The organism is Pseudoalteromonas sp. SCSIO_11900 (assembly GCF_000576475.1).
In the GTDB taxonomy this organism is placed as follows: domain Bacteria; phylum Pseudomonadota; class Gammaproteobacteria; order Enterobacterales; family Alteromonadaceae; genus Pseudoalteromonas; species Pseudoalteromonas tetraodonis.
The window spans coordinates 945,448-966,207 of the sequence record NZ_KK070023.1; the positions used below are offsets into that span (position 1 = coordinate 945,448).

Annotated in this window: 20 protein-coding genes and 2 tRNA genes; 9 read left to right on the forward strand and 13 right to left on the reverse strand. The window is 38.5% G+C overall.

All coding sequences use genetic code 11. The annotated features are described in order from the left end of the window. Positions 1-177: 177 nt before the first annotated feature. The gene (locus BG00_RS04385; RefSeq protein WP_036980778.1) at positions 178-768 is read left to right on the forward strand and encodes a DUF938 domain-containing protein; all 591 of its coding nucleotides are present in this window, start codon (positions 178-180) and stop codon (positions 766-768) included. On the opposite strand, the gene BG00_RS04390 is transcribed toward BG00_RS04385, so the two are convergent. The 3 genes from BG00_RS04390 to BG00_RS04400 form a co-directional block, all read right to left on the reverse strand. Beyond that, positions 745-1,884, reverse strand: coding sequence for a GNAT family N-acetyltransferase (locus BG00_RS04390; protein WP_036980779.1), 1,140 nt, complete (start codon positions 1,882-1,884; stop codon positions 745-747). The genes BG00_RS04385 and BG00_RS04390 overlap by 24 nt on opposite strands. A gap of 91 nt (positions 1,885-1,975) precedes the next feature. Further along, the gene (locus BG00_RS04395) at positions 1,976-4,702 is read right to left on the reverse strand and encodes an ATP-binding protein (RefSeq protein WP_036980782.1); all 2,727 of its coding nucleotides are present in this window, start codon (positions 4,700-4,702) and stop codon (positions 1,976-1,978) included. Positions 4,703-4,774: 72 nt separating this feature from the next. Beyond that, positions 4,775-5,230, reverse strand: a complete 456-nt coding sequence (locus BG00_RS04400; protein ID WP_036980784.1) for an Lrp/AsnC family transcriptional regulator — start codon at positions 5,228-5,230, stop codon at positions 4,775-4,777. Positions 5,231-5,366: 136 nt separating this feature from the next. Between BG00_RS04400 and BG00_RS04405 the strand changes: the two genes are divergently transcribed. Together BG00_RS04405 and BG00_RS04410 are read left to right on the forward strand one after the other, a co-directional pair. Then, on the forward strand, positions 5,367-6,536 hold the full coding sequence (locus tag BG00_RS04405) for a PrnB family protein (protein ID WP_036980786.1): 1,170 nt from the start codon (positions 5,367-5,369) through the stop codon (positions 6,534-6,536). Between the two features lies 1 nt (position 6,537). Further along, on the forward strand, positions 6,538-7,662 hold the full coding sequence (locus BG00_RS04410) for an aminotransferase class V-fold PLP-dependent enzyme (RefSeq protein WP_036980788.1): 1,125 nt from the start codon (positions 6,538-6,540) through the stop codon (positions 7,660-7,662). Here BG00_RS04410 and BG00_RS04415 read toward each other — a convergent pair. From BG00_RS04415 to BG00_RS04430, 5 genes are all read right to left on the reverse strand, one after another. Then, the gene (locus tag BG00_RS04415; protein ID WP_036980790.1) at positions 7,646-8,134 is read right to left on the reverse strand and encodes an RNA-binding protein; all 489 of its coding nucleotides are present in this window, start codon (positions 8,132-8,134) and stop codon (positions 7,646-7,648) included. The two genes, BG00_RS04410 and BG00_RS04415, sit on opposite strands and share 17 nt — an antisense overlap. Before the next feature lie 353 nt (positions 8,135-8,487). Further along, positions 8,488-8,580, reverse strand: a tRNA-Ser gene (locus BG00_RS04420). Between the two features lie 53 nt (positions 8,581-8,633). After that, a tRNA-Ser gene (locus BG00_RS04425) sits at positions 8,634-8,724 on the reverse strand. A 225-nt stretch (positions 8,725-8,949) separates the two neighbouring features. Beyond that, entirely contained in the window at positions 8,950-9,090 is a 141-nt protein-coding gene (locus BG00_RS17760; protein WP_008113257.1) for a hypothetical protein, read from the reverse strand. Between the two features lie 759 nt (positions 9,091-9,849). After that, positions 9,850-10,644: a YggN family protein gene (locus tag BG00_RS04430; protein ID WP_036983348.1), complete on the reverse strand. Its 795-nt coding sequence runs from the start codon at positions 10,642-10,644 to the stop codon at positions 9,850-9,852. A 387-nt stretch (positions 10,645-11,031) separates the two neighbouring features. On the opposite strand from BG00_RS04430, the gene BG00_RS04435 reads away from it, so the two are divergent. Then, positions 11,032-11,217: a PA3496 family putative envelope integrity protein gene (locus BG00_RS04435; RefSeq protein ID WP_008108975.1), complete on the forward strand. Its 186-nt coding sequence runs from the start codon at positions 11,032-11,034 to the stop codon at positions 11,215-11,217. Positions 11,218-11,335: 118 nt separating this feature from the next. Here the strand turns inward: BG00_RS04435 and BG00_RS04440 are convergent, their stop codons facing one another. From BG00_RS04440 to BG00_RS04450, 3 genes are all read right to left on the reverse strand, one after another. After that, complete coding sequence (locus BG00_RS04440) at positions 11,336-11,827, reverse strand: glutathione peroxidase (RefSeq protein WP_036980792.1); 492 nt, start codon at positions 11,825-11,827, stop codon at positions 11,336-11,338. A gap of 93 nt (positions 11,828-11,920) precedes the next feature. Beyond that, entirely contained in the window at positions 11,921-12,220 is a 300-nt protein-coding gene (locus BG00_RS04445) for an AzlD domain-containing protein (protein WP_016900234.1), read from the reverse strand. Continuing rightward, positions 12,217-12,921: an AzlC family ABC transporter permease gene (locus tag BG00_RS04450; RefSeq protein ID WP_036980794.1), complete on the reverse strand. Its 705-nt coding sequence runs from the start codon at positions 12,919-12,921 to the stop codon at positions 12,217-12,219. The genes BG00_RS04445 and BG00_RS04450 overlap by 4 nt, the downstream gene beginning before the upstream one ends. 105 nt (positions 12,922-13,026) lie before the next feature. On the opposite strand from BG00_RS04450, the gene BG00_RS04455 reads away from it, so the two are divergent. Next, positions 13,027-13,683, forward strand: a complete 657-nt coding sequence (locus tag BG00_RS04455; RefSeq protein ID WP_036980795.1) for a cytochrome b/b6 domain-containing protein — start codon at positions 13,027-13,029, stop codon at positions 13,681-13,683. 52 nt (positions 13,684-13,735) lie between these two features. Here BG00_RS04455 and BG00_RS04460 read toward each other — a convergent pair whose 3' ends face one another. Further along, positions 13,736-14,188 (reverse strand): c-type cytochrome, encoded by a 453-nt coding sequence (locus BG00_RS04460; RefSeq protein WP_013463699.1) that lies wholly within the window; start codon positions 14,186-14,188, stop codon positions 13,736-13,738. Positions 14,189-14,410: 222 nt separating this feature from the next. Between BG00_RS04460 and BG00_RS04465 the strand changes: the two genes are divergently transcribed. Together BG00_RS04465 and BG00_RS04470 are read left to right on the forward strand one after the other, a co-directional pair. Beyond that, positions 14,411-16,744 (forward strand): S8 family serine peptidase, encoded by a 2,334-nt coding sequence (locus BG00_RS04465; protein WP_036980799.1) that lies wholly within the window; start codon positions 14,411-14,413, stop codon positions 16,742-16,744. An 11-nt stretch (positions 16,745-16,755) separates the two neighbouring features. Beyond that, entirely contained in the window at positions 16,756-17,289 is a 534-nt protein-coding gene (locus BG00_RS04470) for a S8 family serine peptidase (RefSeq protein ID WP_036980802.1), read from the forward strand. A gap of 53 nt (positions 17,290-17,342) precedes the next feature. Here the strand turns inward: BG00_RS04470 and BG00_RS04475 are convergent, their stop codons facing one another. Continuing rightward, the gene (locus tag BG00_RS04475; protein WP_013463702.1) at positions 17,343-17,813 is read right to left on the reverse strand and encodes a DUF2721 domain-containing protein; all 471 of its coding nucleotides are present in this window, start codon (positions 17,811-17,813) and stop codon (positions 17,343-17,345) included. Between the two features lie 191 nt (positions 17,814-18,004). Here BG00_RS04475 and BG00_RS04480 point away from each other — a divergent pair, with 191 nt between their 5' ends. Both BG00_RS04480 and BG00_RS04485 read left to right on the forward strand, forming a co-directional pair. After that, positions 18,005-20,176, forward strand: a complete 2,172-nt coding sequence (locus tag BG00_RS04480; protein ID WP_036980804.1) for a S9 family peptidase — start codon at positions 18,005-18,007, stop codon at positions 20,174-20,176. Between the two features lie 159 nt (positions 20,177-20,335). Further along, complete coding sequence (locus tag BG00_RS04485) at positions 20,336-20,701, forward strand: DUF4870 domain-containing protein (RefSeq protein WP_010392586.1); 366 nt, start codon at positions 20,336-20,338, stop codon at positions 20,699-20,701. The last annotated feature ends 59 nt before the right edge of the window (positions 20,702-20,760 follow it).

A 20,760-nucleotide genomic window follows, 5' to 3' on the forward strand; every position in this document is an offset into this window, starting at 1 on the left:
CGTTTAGTACTCATTAAGTGAGTAATTTAATAAAAGCATATAGCGTACCAGCTCGGTAAATATAATTTAACGTATTGAAATTAAAGTTATTTTATTATTTTGGTCAATTTACTCACGACAGAATAGTTGAAATTTGTTTTACTATTGTGCATTCATTTGCAATTTAGGTGCATCAGTATGACCAAACCATTTTCACAAGCCTGCGAAAATAATAAAAATCATATACTTAAGGCTTTGCAGCCTGCATTGCAAAATGCAGCATCAGTACTTGAGATAGGCTCGGGGACGGGTCAGCATAGCGTTTTCTTTGCCAAAAAATTGCCACATTTACAATGGTATACCAGTGATCGAGAGGTTAATCATCAAGGAATAAAGTTATGGCATGATGAGGTGCAACTGGCAAACTTGCATCCGCCTTTATTGCTTGATTTAAACGATCCTTGGCCAGTAAATAAAGTGGATGCGATATATACTGCTAACACTTTTCACATAGTGAGCTGGGAGTTAATTACGCGTTTTTTTGCTGGAGTAAATCAGCACTTAAACCAGCAAGGGGTGGTGTGTGTATATGGCCCTTTCAAATATAAAGGGGAGTTTACCAGCCCCAGTAATGATGAATTTAATAGTTTATTGCAAAGTCGCTATCCGCTTAGTGGTATTCGTGATTTCGAAGCGGTTGAGCAACTTGCAGTGCAATCTGGGCTTAAGTTACTTAGCGATACTGCGATGCCTGCAAATAATCAGTTACTCATTTTTAAACGGCAATAAAATGCTGCATTGTTGTTTATAAATATCGATATGTTGGCGTTCGCGTTTTAAGTAATCTGCAATAGCATGATTAAAATCGGGGTGAATAATATGATGAGCAGAATAAGTAGTGATGGGTTGAAAGCCGCGTGCTATTTTATGCTCACCCTGAGCACCGGCATTAAAACAGTGAATATTATGCTTAATCGCATATTCAATTCCTTGGTAGTAACACAGCTCAAAGTGAAGAGAATCAACCTCTTCGCTTGCTCCCCAATAACGCCCATAAAGGGTATTGTCACCAATTAAACTTAATGTGGCGGCAATCACTTTATGGTCTTTTTTGGCTAGCATAATGAGCAATTTTTCAGCCATTAAGGCGTGTAGCAAGCTAAAAAAATCGTTGTTTAAGTAGCCTAAATGGCCTGAACGTTTTAAATAAGTACGTTGATAAAACTCACAAAAAAGCTGCATCACTGTTGTGGTGATTTGCTCACCTTGCAGCCATTCAATGGTGATATTTTGCTGTGATATTTTAGCGCGTTCTTTTTTTACTGCTTTGCGCTTACGGGCATTAAAGGTTTTTAAAAAATCGTCAAAATCTTTAAAGCTATTATTAAACCACTGAAACTGTACCCCGGTTCTCAGCATGGCACCTGCATCATTTAGCTGTGAGGCTTGTGCTTTATCGCAAAAGTTTACATGCCAGCCTGACCAGGCTTGTTTTGCGCAGTGGGTATTAAGTTGCTCTGTTATATATTCATACACTAACTTTGGATTGCTATGCATAATACGTATTCTTTGACCCTCAATCGGACTAAAGGGAATACAGCACAGCCATTTAGGGTAATAATCTAAGCCATTTTTTTCATAAGCTTCAGCCCATGCCCAGTCAAATACATATTCACCGTAGGAGTGCGCTTTTAAGTAGCCAGGGGCAAGGGCAACTAGTTTATCGTCTTCATAAACGGCTAAGTGGTGAGGCTGCCAACCTGTTTTTGCGCTTACACATTGGCTTTGCTCAAGGGCATATAAAAAAGCGTGTTGAGTAAAAGGGTCATTACCAAAAAAATAATGCCATTGTGTTGCGTCAATTTGGTTGATGCTATTAAACCATTGATGTGAAAAGTGGCTCATAATGCTTTGCCTACTATTTTTTAAGTGGGTTGCTGATTAATTTTGGTAATAGTGCGACAGCCATATTTGGTTTTCTATTTTCGATAAATCTTTATGGTTTATCTGGCGCAATATATTGAGATAGGCACTGTATGAGCTTATCGAGTTCGAGAGGTTTTGCAAGATGTTCGTTAAAACCAATTGCTAAGGCATTGGCTTTATCTTCAGGCATTACATCAGCAGTTAAGGCAATAATTGGTAATTGCTCAGTACTTTTCATTTGACGTATCAAGGCGGTGGCTTGGTAACCGTCCATAATCGGCATCTGGCAATCCATTAATACTAAATCGAAGTCATTTACTTTAACTTGTTCTACTGCTAATTCGCCATTTTCCACTAGTGTTGGTGTAATCCCTAAAGAGCTAAGCATTGCTTTTATGACTAATTGATTGACGCTGTTATCTTCTGCAACCAGTATTTTTAGTTTACTTAAATTAACATGCTGGTGTGTGTGCTTTGACGTTACTTGTTGTGCTGCACATGTATTTAACTCGACAGACAGAGTAAAAGTAGAGCCCTTACCTGGCTCGCTTTGTACGCTGATATCTCCAGACATTAATAAGCTAAGTTCTTTTGCGATTGCTAAACCAAGCCCTGTCCCACCAAATTTACGTGATGTTGAGCTATCAGCTTGGGTGAACGCATCAAATAACTTACTTTGCTCTGATAGCGCAATACCGATGCCCGAGTCCTTAATAGTCAAGGTAATTTGACGACGTCTATTGGTGATCTCCTTGCTGTATGCGCTAACACTTACTTCACCTTCATGGGTAAACTTAATGGCGTTACTACATAGGTTTAATAAAATTTGCTCAATTCGCATAACATCACCTTCAAACCAAATGTCGGTTGGTAATTGGTTATTAACTTTCCAGAGAATGCCTTTTTGTTCTGCGCTTTGCTCGAACATACTACTGATCCGAGCAAGAAGCGCATTCAAATCAAAAGAAGCGACTTCTAAGGTGAGCTTTTGTGATTCAATTTTAGAGATATCGAGTACATCATTTATTAAACTTAACAATGATTTAGACGCTAAATTAATTTTATTTAAATAATCAGAAAGAATTTCAGGACTATCTTCATTTTTAGCTAGAGTGGAAAAGCCAATCACGGCATTAAGCGGAGTGCGAATTTCATGACTCATATTTGCTAAAAATCGGCTTTTAGCTTGATTTGCTAAATCAGATTGTTTTTTAGCCTTAACCAGCGAGCGTGTACGCTCTGCTACCAAGCGTGAGAGTGCAAGGTGCTGGTTATTAAACAGCAGTAATATCAGTAAAATGAGTGAGCTTACAATGACCTGTAAAATAAGCAAAAAGAGTGTCATGTTATTAGTTTGATGCGGTAGAAATTCATCTTTAATGGTTAAATCAACGAACCATGTTTGCCCTGCAAAATCAATTTTGATAGTTGTAAGTTTATTGCTTTTGGTTGGAATATTTTCGGCATTTGAATAAAACGGATTGATAGCATTGGCTTCATAAATAGCGATATTAAACATTTTATTTTGTGCTTGCGTAAGCGACTGAGCAAGTATGTTTTTTACTAAAAATACACCTGTTGCGTAACCTTTAATTGAGGCAACCTCATTATTTTGTTGATACACGGGAGCAAATAATAAATACGCGGGTTCAGGTTGCTGTGTTTGAACTAATTGAATTATTTTAGTCCCTATCGGGCGAATTTTGATACGTGGGTCGAGCAAAGTTTCACGGCGATCTTTTCGAGAATTAAGATTAAAACCTATCGCTGATTGGTTTTCTGTAAAAGGGGCAATATAGGTAATAACCACCAATGGGTCATTGTTTGATAATGGTGCCCCTTTAATGCTTGGATCAAAGTTGTATGCGTTATAAATTTCATTAAGCTGTTTGTTAAAGTCACTGACCTGAGCGGGATCAATTTTACGATTCCATGAAAATGCTTTAATAAATGAATGCTCAGCCAATAGTTGGGCACTGTAGCTATTAAACTCTTGCCTTCTTAAAGTTGGCGTTGATTGTATTTGGCTTGCAAGGCTTTGTACGGTTATTTGGCTGAGGTTTAAATTGCTCAGCAAACTGTTTTCAATAATAGATGTTTCGCGCTTGGCAATTTGTATTGAATTTGAATAAGTCTCTTGGTTATATAGCTTAGTGGTTAAGGCTACTGAGATGAATAATACCGAGCATACTGCGATAGTAGGTAATGGGGTAACATCATGGCGTTTAAATTTAGGTTGTAATAACGCTAATAAAAAGGGGGTTGCGATCAGCACGCCTAGAGAATCACCAAGCCACCAAAAAGTAACATTTCTCCAATGATTATCAATGCTGTGAGCAGGGTTAAATTGACTTAAAGCATAGACGCCAATATTGGCCGATATTAGGCTAACAACAATACCAACGATAAAAATAAAATATATTATTGATTGGCGTTTCTTTAAGAACAGCGGATGACCTAGCCAGTATTTTAAAATAGCTGCGCCAATCATCCCTTGCAGCACAGCGCCAAAGCCGATTAGTAACACCTGCTCTAATGTATTGCCAATTAAAACTTGATCAGAGATAACGTTATCACTGGTACTTAAATTAAAGGAGACAGAGGCAATAAATAATGCAGGGATAAAGCGCCACCACCAGATAAAACAGCCAACTAGGGCAATACCTGCAGGGAGCCAGATAGGGATGACTTGTGATTGAAAGGCAAAATTAGTTAATAAATTACCAGTTATAAAGTAAGCAACCGCAAACGATATGTAAAAAACAAAAGAATTGGATGTTGAACCAAAAATCTTCACATGCATCCTTGTTAAATATTATTTTTATAATGATATTTTAGTATAGCGAATCGACAGTAAATAGTATTATTTTTAAAGTGGTAGCTGCTTTTTACTAAATGATTGTTTGAGTACTACCGTTGACTCTATATTGGCGATGCAGCTTAAGCTCCCCAGCTGGTGCTTTACAAACTGCTCATAGCTTTCTAAATCCTGAGAAATAATTTTCAGTAAATAATCGTGGCTACCTGAGATCACAGAGCACTCAAGTACATGGGGAAGTTTTTCTACATGCAGCTCAAATTGCTGTGCCGCACTCACCGAGTTTTGACTTAGTCGCACGAAAGCATAAACCAGCACATTAAGGTTGAGCGACTTAGGGTTAATTGCAGCGTGATAGCCCGTAATTACATGTTCCTGCTCAAGCTTTTTGATACGCCTAAGAGTAGGGGTGTCTGATAGGTTAATGGTATTGGCTAATTCAGAAACCGACATGCGGGCATGCGATTGTAAGGCAACCAGTAACTGCTGATCTTTTTTATCTAACATGACTATGGGATCTTATTAATTATTTTAATATTGTTAGTGATTATTACTAACAAAAGGTATTTTTACTATTTTTTTTGGCGTTTTACCCTCAGGGATTTTTGTTAGCATTAAGACATAATAATAACAGAGTGTAGTTATGAGTTCTTTTACTGCTAAGTTTGACCGTTGGATAAGATCAGAGTTTGTAAGCTTAAACTCGCAATTAGAACAGCTTTATTGGCAGCAAACCGATAAGGCTAATGTTGAGGGGGTTGGTGATAGCTTAAAGCTGGCACTAAAGGAGCAAGGTAATGCGTTGATCAGCGACTTATTAGCCGAAGGTAATACCGACGAAGGATTTGATAGCGCATTCGATTTGCTTGGTAATGTTGGTTTGTTCATGGCGGCCTGCCGTAGACATGAGATCACAGAGCCAAGCAGAGAAACAACCTCACCATTAGTTGAAGCATCGGCGCTTGCTATGCATATTGGTGCTTCTATTGGAGTAACCCCTCGTTTTGCTACTGCGCATCTAACTACGCATAATAAAGCCATTAATGGCACCTATAAACGGTTTACAAATCTTGATGATGAAGCCCTTTTTTTAGATTACAACACCCAAGGTATTTTAGCGTATAAACGTGCGAGTGATGCTTTATTAAAAATACTGCCATTAGGCATTTCACACCCTGTCACGGCTGAACTACTTGAGGTGGTTAAAACGGCATTAATGGATGTAATAGCGTCGAATAACGCCTTATACACTCAGCTAGACACCGAACGTTTTTTTAATTGTGTACGCCCATATTACAAGCCTTACAGGGTAGGTAAAGAGGTTTACCGTGGTGCAAATGCGGGAGACTTTGCCGGTATTAATGTTATTGATATGCTGCTAGGGCTTTGCAGTGCCAATGAGCCGAGTTACTCGCAAATGCTGGTGGATAAATTTTTATATATGATGCCAGAGGATCAACAAATACTTCGTGAAGCCATGCGTATGCAAAGCCTAATGGATGATTTTTTAGAGGCCGAACAATATAAAAATACAAAGTGGTTTCAAAAGCACGGCAAACTATTTATTCAAGTGTGTAAATTACATGGCGACACCGCTATCGGTCATCATAATCAGTTGGTGGAAAAGTTTATTGCTCAGCCATCACAGCACATGCAACAACAGCATATGAGTAAAGTCACTGCCAGTGGACCTCCTCTACCGGTACTGCTTGATTCATTAGCTAAGTTAAGAGATAGGCGTGCCGCGGCAAAGCGTGACGACATAAATACGCGCTTTGATGATTTAAACACGCTAAAACAGTGGATTAATTAATATGGCTAAAAATGATTTTTGTATGCCACAGGGTTGTTATTTACTAAGCCACTCTGTTGGCCGCCCATTAAAAACGAGCTTAGAAAATGCCACTGAACATTTTTTTACTCCTTGGCAAGAAAGTGTAAAAGAGCCATGGCAACAGTGGTTACCCGCCATTGAAAGATTTACTGAGGCATTAGGGCAGTTGTTTAATGCGCCTAGTGAGCAATTTTGTCCTCAGGTTAATTTATCCAGTGGTTTAACTAAATTGGTTATGTCACACCCCGTATTTAATAAACCACAGTGTACGGTATTAATGGCGCAGGCTGACTTTCCCAGTATGGGGTTTGTAATGCAAAAAGCATTGCCTGAATGTGCAAAAATACGCTACATCCCTGAGCATGAAGACTTGAGTGATAGACAGGTATGGCAGCGATATTTAACTCCAGAGATTGATGGTGTGTTTGTCAGCCATGTTTATTCTAATACGGGTGTACAAGCTCCCATAAACGATATTGTGGCGCTGAGTAAAGTCACGAATACACTCTCAATAATTGATGTGGCGCAATCGGCAGGGGTTATTCCTATAGACCTAACGGCGTTAAATGCTGACTTTATGATTGGTTCAAGTGTGAAGTGGCTATGCGGAGGGCCAGGAGCTGCTTATTTATGGGTAAATCCAAAGCAAATAACACAATGTGAACCAAAAGATGTTGGCTGGTTTTCACATCAAAACCCATTCGAGTTTGATATTGCGCATTTTCAATATAACGCTAAAACACTAAGGTTTTGGGGCGGTACGCCCTCGGTACTTCCTTATATTATTGCCGCTCATAGTATTGAATATATTGTTGAATTTGGCGTTGAACAAGTGAGATCGCACAACTTGATGTTACTTGAGTTAATTCAGCAGCAATTGGGCGCTTTTTTAATATCACCTAGCGCTAAAGAGCAATGTAGTGGCACCGCTATTTTGCAGTTTTCTGAGCATCAGCAAAATGTATTAACGGCATTAGAGGCTGCAAAAATAAGTGTTGATGTGCGTAAACTCGGCATCCGTGTTTCACCTCACATATACAATACAAAGTCAGAGATACAAACATTTATTGATGTTGTGAAGCACATACTTAAGGTTGCTGACTAAGCTGCTGTTTTTTTTGAGTGAGTGCTTCTATTTGTTGTTGTGCTTGCTTGATTTGTGGGTCAAATCGCTGCTTAAGTGCCGCCGTTTCAGTGGTAATGGCATTCGCAATTGAGCTGGCCCCTAAGCGATTTGCTTTATCTTGGGTCATGTAATCGATTTGCTGTTTTTTTTGTGCGTATTCTTGTTGGTATTGTTTAATCTTAAGCTCAAGCTGCACAATATCACGCTCTATTTGTTGCACCGCTAGATAATCGTCAACAGAAGTATCGGCAACTGGTGTGTTCTCAGATTGTGGCGTATTTATTTGCATGATGTTGACGTTTCTAAGCGTGATCACTTGAGCGTCTTCAGCGCAAGGAGTTTGACTAAAAGTAGGCACTCCTTTAATGGTGCATTTATAAACCGTCACTTCATTTGCCATGCTAACAGCACAGGCACCCAAACAATACAGTAGTAATATTAGCTTCGCCATGGTTAAACCTAAGCTGGTTTAAAGTACCATTTATAATGCACTAAGTTGTGACACCATACAATTTGTTTAATTTATTAGCATACGCTTGCGACTGCGTTATAAAAAGTGCAAATTAATAGAGGCTATTAAAATTTAGGCACAAAAAACCACAATTAAGTGGCTTGTAACCAGTAATGGTGGAGAGGGATAGACTTACTTACATCCCGTAATTAATCGCTGCGCGACGCTTGCAGCGGCCTAAACTGTTCCCGACACTTTATCGAACCCTGTCGAGAGTGCTCACCCTCCCAATTAGCAGCAAAGCTTATTTTTGGGCACAAAAAAACCACAATTAAGTGGCTTATATTCAGTAATGGTGGAGAGGGAGGGATTCGAACCCTCGATAGAGCTACAAACTCTATACTCCCTTAGCAGGGGAGCTCCTTCGGCCACTCGGACACCTCTCCGACGCATTATTTAGCGTGTTATCAATCGGAAAAAACCAATTAATACAAATAAGTGGTGGAGAGATAGGGATTTGAACCCTAGAGGGGCTATAAACCCCTGCCGGTTTTCAAGACCGGTGCATTCGACCACTCTGCCATCTCTCCACGTCGTGATGCAGGATAATACTTAGGTGAGTTGCCTGTGTAAATAGCAAAAAGATCGTTTGCTTAAAAAGTGAGCGTAAATGAGGTTTTTTTTGTAAATTATGAAAATTAAAGATGATTTTAGCTATGAGGAGGGAGCTGGCAGCAAACAGATGGAGCTAAAGAAGAAACTTCATTTAGTGGTTGGGTGTTTGCTGCAACAATACAAAAATCATGGTTGGGTGACTATTTGTATTGAATTGCACCGCCAAGTGCTAATTTTTTTCCGTAACGGTTAAGTTTAGCTAACATTCTCGCTTTGCGATTAGTTGGTTTAACTGCAACGTGAGTTGTGGCTGTTTGGTTTAATGTATTAATTGGGTTCATTGTATTCGCTCCAAGGTTGTGTCTGTTGAAAACGTGTGCATTTTGCCCGTGGGTTGGTTAAAAATAAAGCGATAAAAATTGCTGGTGAAGTATTAGTTTTTTTAATCTGAAAATGTTTTTTTTGATTTGCTATTTAATGGCGTTTGTTTTGATATTTGTATATTTATTCATTATGTTTGTGTGCTATATCACTTTTGTATGGGGTTTTTTTCAGTTTTTTTATTTTAATATGTTTATAAATAGATTATTTTGAATAGTTATTCAGATTAAATTATTTTGTATTTTTGGGGTGGGTTTTACTTCGTTCAAAGATTTAACATGCTATTTATAGGTGGTTAATTATTTATCCGAGAAGAGCATTAAAATAAACGATAAAAAAGAGTGTTGCTAGGCTTTTAAATTATAAAAAAAGTACCTAGGTTACTAGGTACTTTGGAGCTGGTTGCGTTTTAAAACGCGTCTAACTGGGGATCGCACCGCCTCAGAATTTAAAACTTAAAAAGGGGTGGTTTTAATATGTTGCAATTTGGGCTTACAATCATCAGCTCGAACGGCATTCTATGTGATCTAGAGCGAAGTGAAGATTATACTTTGGTTTGTATTTTACTATGAAGCCACAAAATGCCTCTGCACAGCAAGAGCAGATCCACTCAACAGTCTATTATTTGAGTTAAATGGAACTGGTGGGGTAAAAACGCAAAATGCGGCATAGCTTAAAAGCAAATGCCGCAAAGGGAGATTAATTAAAATGCTGAGCAGTTAGTGCTGTTTTATAGTAAATAACTCATAGCCTTTTAATGCAGGCACTTGCGCAGCAAGTTGAGTTTCTTGTTGTGCGATTTCAATAAAGTCACCACACAGTGTATTTGCACGCTGTTCAAGTTTTTTTGCATGGAGCTCTACTTTTTCTTCTATTTGTGCGCCCATATTTTCCATGCGCTCTTCAAAGGCTTGCATATCGCCACCTGAACCCATTAGCTCAGAGCCTAATGCTACTAAAATACTGCCCATTGATTGCATTACGGCCGACTCAACGGCAGTTTCTATTTGTTGTTCAAACTGCTGTTCAAAGTTTTCACCAAACTGAGTGAAGCTTTGCTGGCCCATGACAAATGTACCTTGTTGGTAAAAGGTACCCTCTACTTCTTGTTGAATATCGTCCATCAAGGTTGCAATGTTATCGAGGCCATTAATATTAAATGCATTGGCGACTTCTTCTAATGCAACACCTGCAATTTTAACCCCTTCAAGGGCAATATTGGCCACTTCAGGTAATTGCACGCGTAAATTATCTGTGTAGTTGGTCAGTGCTTGGCGCTGTGCACTATTTAATGCTACTTGCTCGCCATTGATAGACAGCTCACCTTCAGCGGTAAATAGCATGCGCTGATTATTGGCTTTAACAATTTCTAACTCATTAGGTTTGATGCGCACATCGTTCTTAAATACAACGTTACATTCGTCGTTACTAAATGAAATTGAAGAGCTGTTATCGGTATGAGCCATGGCGACGGGGGCGCACATAATTGCGCTAACTAATAATAATTCTTTCATGTTTATTCTCTGTTTTTTGCTGATGATAATTAACTTATAACAAGTTTGGTGCCAATAGTTTTTAGTGTTTAAAAACAGTGGTTTGTGATTTTTAAGGTGCTTTGAAGTTAAAAGTAAAGTCATTGAAAAAGCTAAAATTTGGTCAAAATAACCAACAATCAAATGCAAATAAATAAAATTTATCGATACGATAAAAAACTCTCACTTTCCACAATTCAAATTTAGCGCTATTTATTCACAATACTGACACAGAGACTATTTAGGATAGCGATGTGGCTTTATTTTGACGGAAATTTGTACAATGAATTTGCGTTGAACATTTTAATTTCACCAATTATCGCGATACAAGAATCCGTAATTGGTCTCAAACACTTTATGGAGTGGGTTGTGGGTAAGACATTTAGTTACGATGCGCTAGATGATGATTTTGTTGAAGACGAATACGAAATGGTCGGGCGTAATCAACACGACAAGAAAAAGCAAAAGGTGAAAAGAAAGTTAGAGGATTACCTTGAGCAAAAACGCTTGCGTAAAAACCTAGGTGAAGATGACTTAAACGATTATATTGATTAGGTTGTCGCTAGTACAAATCAGTGCCGACATATTAGCTTTTAACTGCTACTTAGGTAGTATTTAAAGCTCTGTGGGTTGGTAATAAAGAGGCTTTATGCCTCTTTATAATTTTTAAGCCTCAAACTTTAGCTGCGAGCAATGCTTTTTCAATTACTTTTTCTAGTTTTTCAGGTTTAGTAAAGGGCGCGTAGCGCTTAATCGGTGAGCCATCTGAATTAATCAAAAATTTTGTGAAATTCCACTTAATTTTTCGTGTTAACAACCCCGGTAATACAGATTTTAAATAGCGAAAAACCGGATGTGTATGCTGACCATTAACGTTCACTTTTTCTGCGATTAAAAAACTAACTCCGTACTTGATTAAGCAACCTTGCGCTATTTGATTCGCGTCTCCGGGTTCTTGCTGGCCAAATTGGTTACACGGGAAACCTATAATGACTAAACCTTGGCAGGCATACTTTTCGTGTAATGCTTGCAATGACTTATATTGATAAGTGAATCCACACTCACTTGCAGTATTTACTATTAATACAACTTTACCTACAAACTCTTGAAAATCGATAGGTTGGCCTTGCAGGCTAGTAGCACTTAGTTGATGAAATGGGTGCATATTATTAAGCTATTATTTGTTTATTTGGCATAGTCTAACCTTTGCTTGGTGATTAACAAAGTCGAAATAGTGAACACTGCTATGGCGTTACTGTTAATTTAAAATCAAAAATAACCCCATACCAGCAAGTGTGGTTAGGTAAATATTATGTGTTTTGTAAGCAACTATAATGGCTACAATCGCTGCGCTTAAATAAGGATTTTGCCAATTTAGATTAATGCCACCATCATTTATAAATACGATAGGCACCCAAATCGCTGTTAGAACCGCAGGTGCACTGAAGCTCAAAAACTGCTGCATTTTAGGCCCTACTTTAAATGGTAGCGCGCGATGTAAGAATAAATAACGGGTAAAAAAGGTAATACATGCCATAAGTAAAATAGTCGTCATCATGATTTAGTGTCCTTATTTTTTACTATTCTAGTTACAGCGTAACCTGCACTCATCGCGAGTAGTGCTGAGCATACCAACCACAGCTCAAAGCCTGTGCTTTTTAATAAAGTGGCACAGATCCCTGCAACAATGACAGTGATAAGTGTGGCTAAATTTTTAACTCCTGGGATAACCAAAGCAATAAAGGTTGCAGCAATCGCAAAGTCGAGTCCTAAATTGGTGAGATCAGGGAGTATAGTACCGGCTACAATACCGAACAGTGTCCAAATATTCCAAGCAATGTAAAAGCTAAAGCCTGCGCTGAGCGCGTAAATTAGGCGCGTTTTAGTCTGGTAGGCGCGAGGATGATGCGAAAAAGCAAATAGTTCATCGGTTAATACAAAGCTGACTGGAAGGCGCCAACGCATAGGTTGCTCAATCACTTTGTGACGAACCGCCAAGCCATATAAAAAATGACGAGAGCTAATAATAAATGTGGTAAATAAAATGGTTAACAGAGGGGTATTACCAGCCATTAACTCAATAGCAACCAGTTGAGCCGAGCCAGCAAATACCAATAGCGACATAGCTTGAGTTTCAAAAGGAGTAAAGCCATTTTGTATTGCCAACGAGCCACATAAAATACCCCAAGGAATAACGGCTAAACATAATGGCAGCATATCTAAAAAGCCTTTTAGTATCGGTTTTTTAATGGACTGCATGTGTTTTACTCTGTGTAATAGTAGAAAGACTCATCGGGATACCTTAAGATTAAGATGCTAAAATAGTTAGCGTTTTAGATGATACTGTTTTTTAGGGAAGGTGCAATGTTCAAGGTAAAAGTGTGGGATGGCTTTTTAAGAAGCTTTCATTGGTTATTAGTATTGAGTATTGCTGCGCTTTATTTTAGTGCTGAAGAGGGCATGATAGAGCTACATTTTGTGGTTGGCTTTTTTACTTTAGCGCTTATTTCAACGCGGATTATATGGGGTCTCATAGGCAGTAAAACGGCAAGAATATCGGCATTACTGCATTCTCCTAAATCGGTGCTTGCTTCTTTTAGTGGCAAAAAAACAAATGATGTGGGCCATTCTGCACCAGGCAGTTATATGGTGTTATTATTTTTTATACTGATTATTACGCAGCTGGTTAGTGGTTTAATGAGCAGTGATGGTATTTTAACTGATGGCCCGTTAGCGCAGTATGTATCGAGTGATACGATTGATTTCGCTAACTGGCTGCATCATATCAATTTTGATATTTTATTTTATGCGATTATTTTGCATATTGTGGCTATTATTGCTTATAAAATAAAAGGCAAGCCTTTAGTAAAAGCTATGATCACCGGTAATAAAGCACTGGCAACACAAAGCTCAGAGCCTGAGACAAAGTCACCATGGATTGCATGGGTTTTATTTTTACTATTACTGGTTTTAATTATGAGTACTTGGGGAAGTGAACCTTTAAGTTATCTGCTTAGTTAAAAAAAATGGCGCTAATACAGCGCCATTTTTATTGTTTAATACACAGTGTTTATTAGTCTTTGAATTGCTTATGGCAATCTTTACAGCCTTTAGCCCATGCACCAAATGCTTTACCAATGACCGCTTTGTCACCTGTTTGAGCTGCTACAGCAAGTTCATCAGCATATTGCTGAAACGCTGTCGCTTTTTTCATAAAAGTATCGTTTTCAGACCATACCGCAGGAAGTGCTGATGTATCGCCTTTTTCAGTGCCTGCGTAAAATGCCTCCCAAGGCATTTTAGATAATGCCGCCGCGTTATTTGCACGCTGTTTGAATTGCTCTGCATCAAAAGGAATTTTACCCTTAAGCATAGCACCCATATCGCCTATTTGAACTGAAATCATAGAAAATGCAGCTTGGCGATACTCAATTGCATCACTAGGCTCTTTAAACGCAGAATTTGCAGATACACTAAGTGCACATGTAGATAGTAATGCCCCGATAAATACTTGCTTCAATTTCACTTTACTCTACTCCTTTGACGGTTATTTGATTGTATTTGTATATTAGCTTAGGCTTTAGTTCAAGGGAAAGCATAGATTATTACCTGAATATTAATTAAAAGAGCTTGGAAATAATTAGTATTACCTTTGTCTTTTTTGTGAATGTTTGTAAATACCTTGTTGTTGATGAAGGCTGGGTTGTGTACATTCAGATGTCATAAAAATAACCAATGAAGAGCATTTATGAAAAATAATATTTTTAAGCTGTCAGCGTTGTCTGCAGCGATAGTAATTTCGCTATCAGGGTGTGGTGGAAGCGATAATGATAATAACAATACAGTTCCAGTTGTTACTGATGTAGCACCAAAAGCGAGTGATGTTGTCGTTACTGATTTAAAACAATGGGTTCCAGTTACTGCAGACTTTAAAGCAAGTGATAATGATGGTGACGCACTTACTTTTAGTTTTACTGAAAATGGCGAGGCAATTACCGCGCAAGATGGTGTCTTTAAGTTTAGCCATGGGATGTTAACGGTAGAGGGTACATCATTTACATATGTTCCTGTTTCTGGTGAAGATGCGGTTATTGATTACACAGTAACTGCAAACGGTAAAACGGCCTCTGCGAAAATTAATATCTCAGGAATTATTGGAGATCCTCTTGCAAATCAGCAGTGGCACTTAAACAATACAGGTCAGAAAGCTTACTCTCTTAGTGATGAGATGAAACAAGGCTTAATTGATTTATACGTTAGTCTATTTGGCGATACAGAAGAAGAAGCACAAGCCAATGTTAACGCTAGTTTTGCTCAATCAGAGGCGACAGAGCTTGTATCTGGCGAAGATATGAATGTTGTTGACGCTTATGCCCAAGGTGTTACTGGGGCAGGTGCAACGGCAGTTGTCATCGATTCGGGTATGGAAATCCGCCATGAAGATTTAATCGATAATGTATTACCAAACCGTTCTTTAAACTTAAATGCTGATGCGACTGACCGTACAGATCCTACTAGTATGTCAAACAGTGGTGATCATGGTACAAGTGTTGCTGGTTTGATTGCTGCAAAAGGTTGGAATGGTAAAGGTGGCCGTGGCGTTGCTCCTGATGCTGGTTTAATTGGTATGAATTATCTTGGTGGTGCTAAAATCCCGCAAACTGAGTTAATGGTGCATGGTTTCCCTGGAAGCGGCATTAGCACAACAGAAAATATTTCTGCGTTTAACCGTAGTTATGGCATAACTTTCCCAACATTTATTGCATATTCAGAATTAGATGAAGCTATTGAGTCATACCCAAACCTAAACCTGCGAGATGGTAAAGGTGCACTTAATATGAAATCGAGTGGTAACTCTTTTGTTGATGGCGGTGATGAAGGCTCACTATGTGAAGATAATGGTGCTAATGATTTAGGTTTAACGTGTTATAACGGTGCGTTTGAGCCAAGCCAAGGCCATCCTTACTATCTAAGTGTTGCTGCTGTAAATGCAAATGGTAAGCACACTAGCTACTCAACAGCAGGTGCTAACTTAATGGTTTCAGCGCCAGCTGGTGAATATGGTCGTTGGGCACCTGCAATGGTAACAACGGATCAGATGACATGTATCAACGGTTACTCAGGCTTTAATAGTGGTGCTGTTGCAAGCTTTACTCAGGCGTATGGAGAAGAGTTTGCTATAAGCCAGTTCCCATTTAACTATCCTGGTAATGAAGATAACGCAAGTTGTAACTATACATCTACATTTAACGGTACATCGTCTGCTGCGCCAAATGCATCAGGTGTAGTATCACTTATTCTTTCGGCTAATCCTGAACTAACTTGGCGTGATGTGCGTCATATATTAGCGTCAACAAGTACATTAATTGACGCTGAAAATGCCCCTGTAAAATTAACTACCGCAGATGGTGAGTTTGTTGCACATGACGGTTGGGTTGAAAATGCCGCTGGTTATAGCTTTAATAATTTATATGGCTTTGGGCGTGTAGATGCTGGTGCAGCCGTTGCAATGGCTAAGTCTTATGACGCTTCATTAGGTGAGCAAGTAATCACGGACTGGAATGGTGTTGGTTCAGCCGTTTCTGAAAGTGCACTAGCATTAGAAATTCCTGATAACAGTGCTACAGGTTTAACGCAAGAAATTGTAGTTACAGAAGAATTAAACATTGAGGCAATGCAATTTAAATTTGATGTAAGCAACCCTGAAATGGGCTTCGGCCTAGGTGATGGTACTCAAACATCTGCTGGTAATGATTTAGCTATTGAGGTTACTTCGCCAGCGGGTACTCGAAGTGTATTACTTTCATCTAAACAAGCTTTGTTTTACCCTGCATATAGCTTCACGAATAGCTGGAGTGTAGGTTATGTACTTAAAGACGCTGTGATGCTTTCAAATGCTTTCTACGGAGAGTCTACGAAAGGTACTTGGACTGTTCGTTTGTTAGATACAAGCGCAGACAGCTTTGCATTTAGTAGAGGCTCAAATAATTCCCTAGGTGTTACTGGTATTAGTAATAATAACTCAGCAAGTGTACTTGAAGGTGTATCTCTTCGTGCATTTGGTCACGCAGGTCAAGAGTAAGGATTATAAAGATGAAAATTAAACAATTAATCGTATTGGGTGCTGCTGCGTGTATTTCGTTTGGGGCAACAGCAAACACAAGCTCAGATAAAGAGCTTCCGCTTCCTAAAAAACAAGTAGCTAAATTAAACTTGGATAAAGTAGATTTTGGTTCTTATAAAGTTGAAAAAAATCTGCGTTTAGTGCCTTCGAGTGTTGCTTCAGAAGAGCATGTCGTTATGCAAAAAGGTGAGATGACAGTAGTAAGCGTAGATAAATCGTCTGATGTGGTTACAAAAGGAACATTAGTTCGTAATATTTTTACTAATAACCTAACGTCGCTATCTGGTAATATTACTATTCTTTTAAAAGATGGTATGAGTGCAAGCGATGTTGCTTCGGCTGCAGGTTTGAAGGTCGTATCTTTATTCCCAGGCACTAAAATTGCTGTTTTAGCTGTAAATGATGGTCAAGATATTTTAGTTGCATCAAAGCAGCTAAAAGAATCAGGCTTGATTAAAGAAGCTAAAATAGAAGTGCTAGAAACAATTTACACTGCACAGTAATCTGTTTTAAATAGGTAAAACCCCGAGTAGCACAATTGACTCGGGGTTTTTTATTATTCGTTTATATCTATATCTGCGAAAATCATCCCTCGACGCATACTGCGCGTTGCCAAGAACACCTCACCGAGTAATGACATAAATGCACATATCAGTAATGCCATTGCACCAACAAAACAGCTGCCAATAGTGACACCTAAATTAATCGACTGTATGTGAGATAAAAATAACAGCATAACCACGGCGCAAACTAATAGTGCACTTAATACACTTAAACTAAATGCAATGTGTATGCAGCGAGAGCGCTTAAGGAGTGCTCTAAGCTCTGTAGTCAGAGACAAGTTAAATTCTTCATCGGTGCTAACTTTTAATTTTCGTTCTAATTGTCTGGCTCTGTCTGTAATTCGCGCCAAGCGATTAGATAAAACCCCGAGCGTTGCTGCAATACCAGTAATTAAAAAAACGGGTGCAACCGCTGTTTGAATGACCTTAGCCATTGTTAAAATGTTAATTACGTCGTTATTCATTATTGTCCTTATTGATTAGCAGCAGGAAGAGACTATTTAATGCTGCTTCGTTAATGTTAGGATAACTGAAGTCTTAACTATATAAAAAGAATTTCTCGGCTCCCTTTTTACATAGCTTCACAAACTAAATTTCTGTCGTGTTTAATATTAGGTATATTTAATAAAAATAAAAACTACAGAGATTCCAATCAATGAAACATACCCCATTTGTTCTTACTTTTATTTCCTTAGCTATTTTAGGGGGATGCAACAAAGCTCCTGACGTTGAGCAATCAGCAAAAATTGAAAACGCAGCTACTCAAATCGCAGTAATGCCGCCGGTTGCTAAAAAAGTACCATATGAAATATCTATTCATGGCGACACGCGTATCGATAATTATTATTGGCTTAGAGATGATGAGCGAAAAGATCCTGAGGTAATTAGTTACCTTGAGGCTGAAAATGCTTATACAGATACAATGCTTGCGCATACAAAAAAGTTACAAACTAAGTTATTTGAAGAGCTGAAAGGGCGAATTCAAAAAGACGATGATTCAGTGCCAGTTAAAAACGGTGACTATTATTATTCATCACAAACTCGTGGTGATAACGAATACGCAACTTATGTACGTAGTAGTGATTTTGCAGGCACTGACCAGCAGGTTATTTTAGATGTAAACGAGCTAGCTAAGGAACATGATTATTATGCCGTAAGTGGTTTAGATGTAAGTCCAAACGGCAATTTAATGGCGTATGGTGAAGATACCGTAAGTCGTCGTATTTATAATATAAAAATAAAAGACTTAAGCACTGGTAAATTACTCGAAGATACGCTTAAAGGTACGAATGGCAGTGTTGTTTGGGCAAACGACAACAAAACGCTTTATTACATAAAAAAAGATTTACAAACCTTACTTGGTTATCAAGTTTATCGTCATACACTTGGTACACCACAAAGCGATGATGAGCTGGTTTACGAAGAAACAGACACAAGCTATTACACTGGTATAAGCAAGAGCAAAGACGATTCAGAAATTTATATTTGGCACAGCAGTACAACTGCGTCAGGTGTATCGGTTTTAAGTGCTGATGATGTTAAGGCTATGCCAAAACGCTTGATTGAACGTGAAGCGGATCTGGAGTATGGAATTTCTAAGCTGGGTAATACTTACTACATTGTCACTAATTTAAATGCGGTTAACTTTCAGCTTATGAAAGTTGATATTGATAAAGCCGGTGATAAAGCAAATTGGCAAAGTGTGATCCCTGCCCGCGATAATATAAAATTAGAAGGCATCGACTTATTTAACGACTACTTAGTGTATCAGCAGCGTGAAATGGGTCAGTCGACTATTATTGCTCGTAACTTAACCACGGGTAAAGAGATACCGCTTAGTTTTAACGACAGTGCTTATACAATTAGCACCTACGGTAACAATGATTTAAATAGCGATACATTACGTGTGTATTATACCAGTATGACAACACCCGCTTCATCGTATGATGTTAATTTAGCTACTGGCAATAAAACATTACTTAAACAACAAAAAGTACTCGGTGATTTTAGTGCAGATAATTACGCATCAGAGCGAATTTTTGTCACTGCACGAGATGGTATTAAAGTACCGGTAAGCCTAGTCTATCGCAAAGACATGTTTAAAAAAGAGGGGACTAATCCGCTGCTACAATATGGTTATGGCTCGTATGGCGCGACCATGGATCCTACCTTTTCTAGCGCTCGCTTAAGTTTGCTCGATCGGGGTTTTGTATTTGCCATTGCGCATATTCGTGGTTCACAAATGCTAGGTCGCCCTTGGTATGAGGACGGTAAACTACTGACTAAAAAGAACACCTTTAACGACTTTGTAGATGTTACCAAGGCATTGGTTGAGCAAAAGTATGGTGCAAAAGATAAAATATTTGCTCAAGGTGGCAGTGCGGGTGGCTTGTTAATGGGGGCAGTGGCAAACCAAGCTCCTGAGTTGTATAAAGGTATGGTGGCTGCGGTTCCATTTGTTGATGTAGTGACCACGATGCTTGATGCAAGTATTCCACTTACAACCAACGAATACGGTGAGTGGGGTAACCCTAACGAGAAAGAATACTATGAGTATATGTTATCGTATTCACCTTATGATCAGGTCAGTAAGCAAGATTACCCAAATATGTTAGTTACTACTGGCTTACATGATTCACAGGTACAATATTTTGAGCCTGCAAAGTGGGTGGCTAAGCTGCGAGATTACAAAACAGATGATAATAAGCTACTGTTTAAAATCGATATGGAAGCAGGGCACGGAGGTGCATCAGGTCGCTTCAAACGCTTAGAAGATACTGCCTTAAATTATGCTTTTATGCTTGATTTAGCGGGTGTGAATAAGTAACTGGTCTGGCAATATCAATAAGCGCAGCTATTTGCTGCGCTTTTTTATTTTTAAATATACACAAATGCTTTGCATTGGATAAATAAGCATTTACATTAAGGTGGCTAATGAGTATGAATATCATTTTAGCGCAAAATAAAAACGAGAAGGGAGAGTGTAATGGAACAAAATCAAGAGATTAAAGTCGTCAATAAAGATGACCGCACCTGGGCAATGCTATGTCATTTAAGTGCATTAGCGGGGTTTATTGTGCCATTTGGGTCGGTACTCGGCCCTCTTATTATCTGGTTAATTAAAAAAGATGAAATGCCAATTGTTGATATACATGGAAAAAAAGCCCTTAATTTTCAAATTACTATGGCTATAGCTTATTTTGTTTGTTTTTTACTAATTTTTGCAGCGGTTGGTTTACTACTGTTACCTATGGTGGCTATTTTTTCATTTGTGATGGTGGTTATCGCAAGCGTGAAAGCCAACGATGGCAAAGAGTTTAATTATCCCCTTAGCTTAAATTTGATAAAATAACTGTTTTTATTATTCAGCGCTTTGGTTTTAAGTTAAAAAATCGTCAAACCCAGCTAATT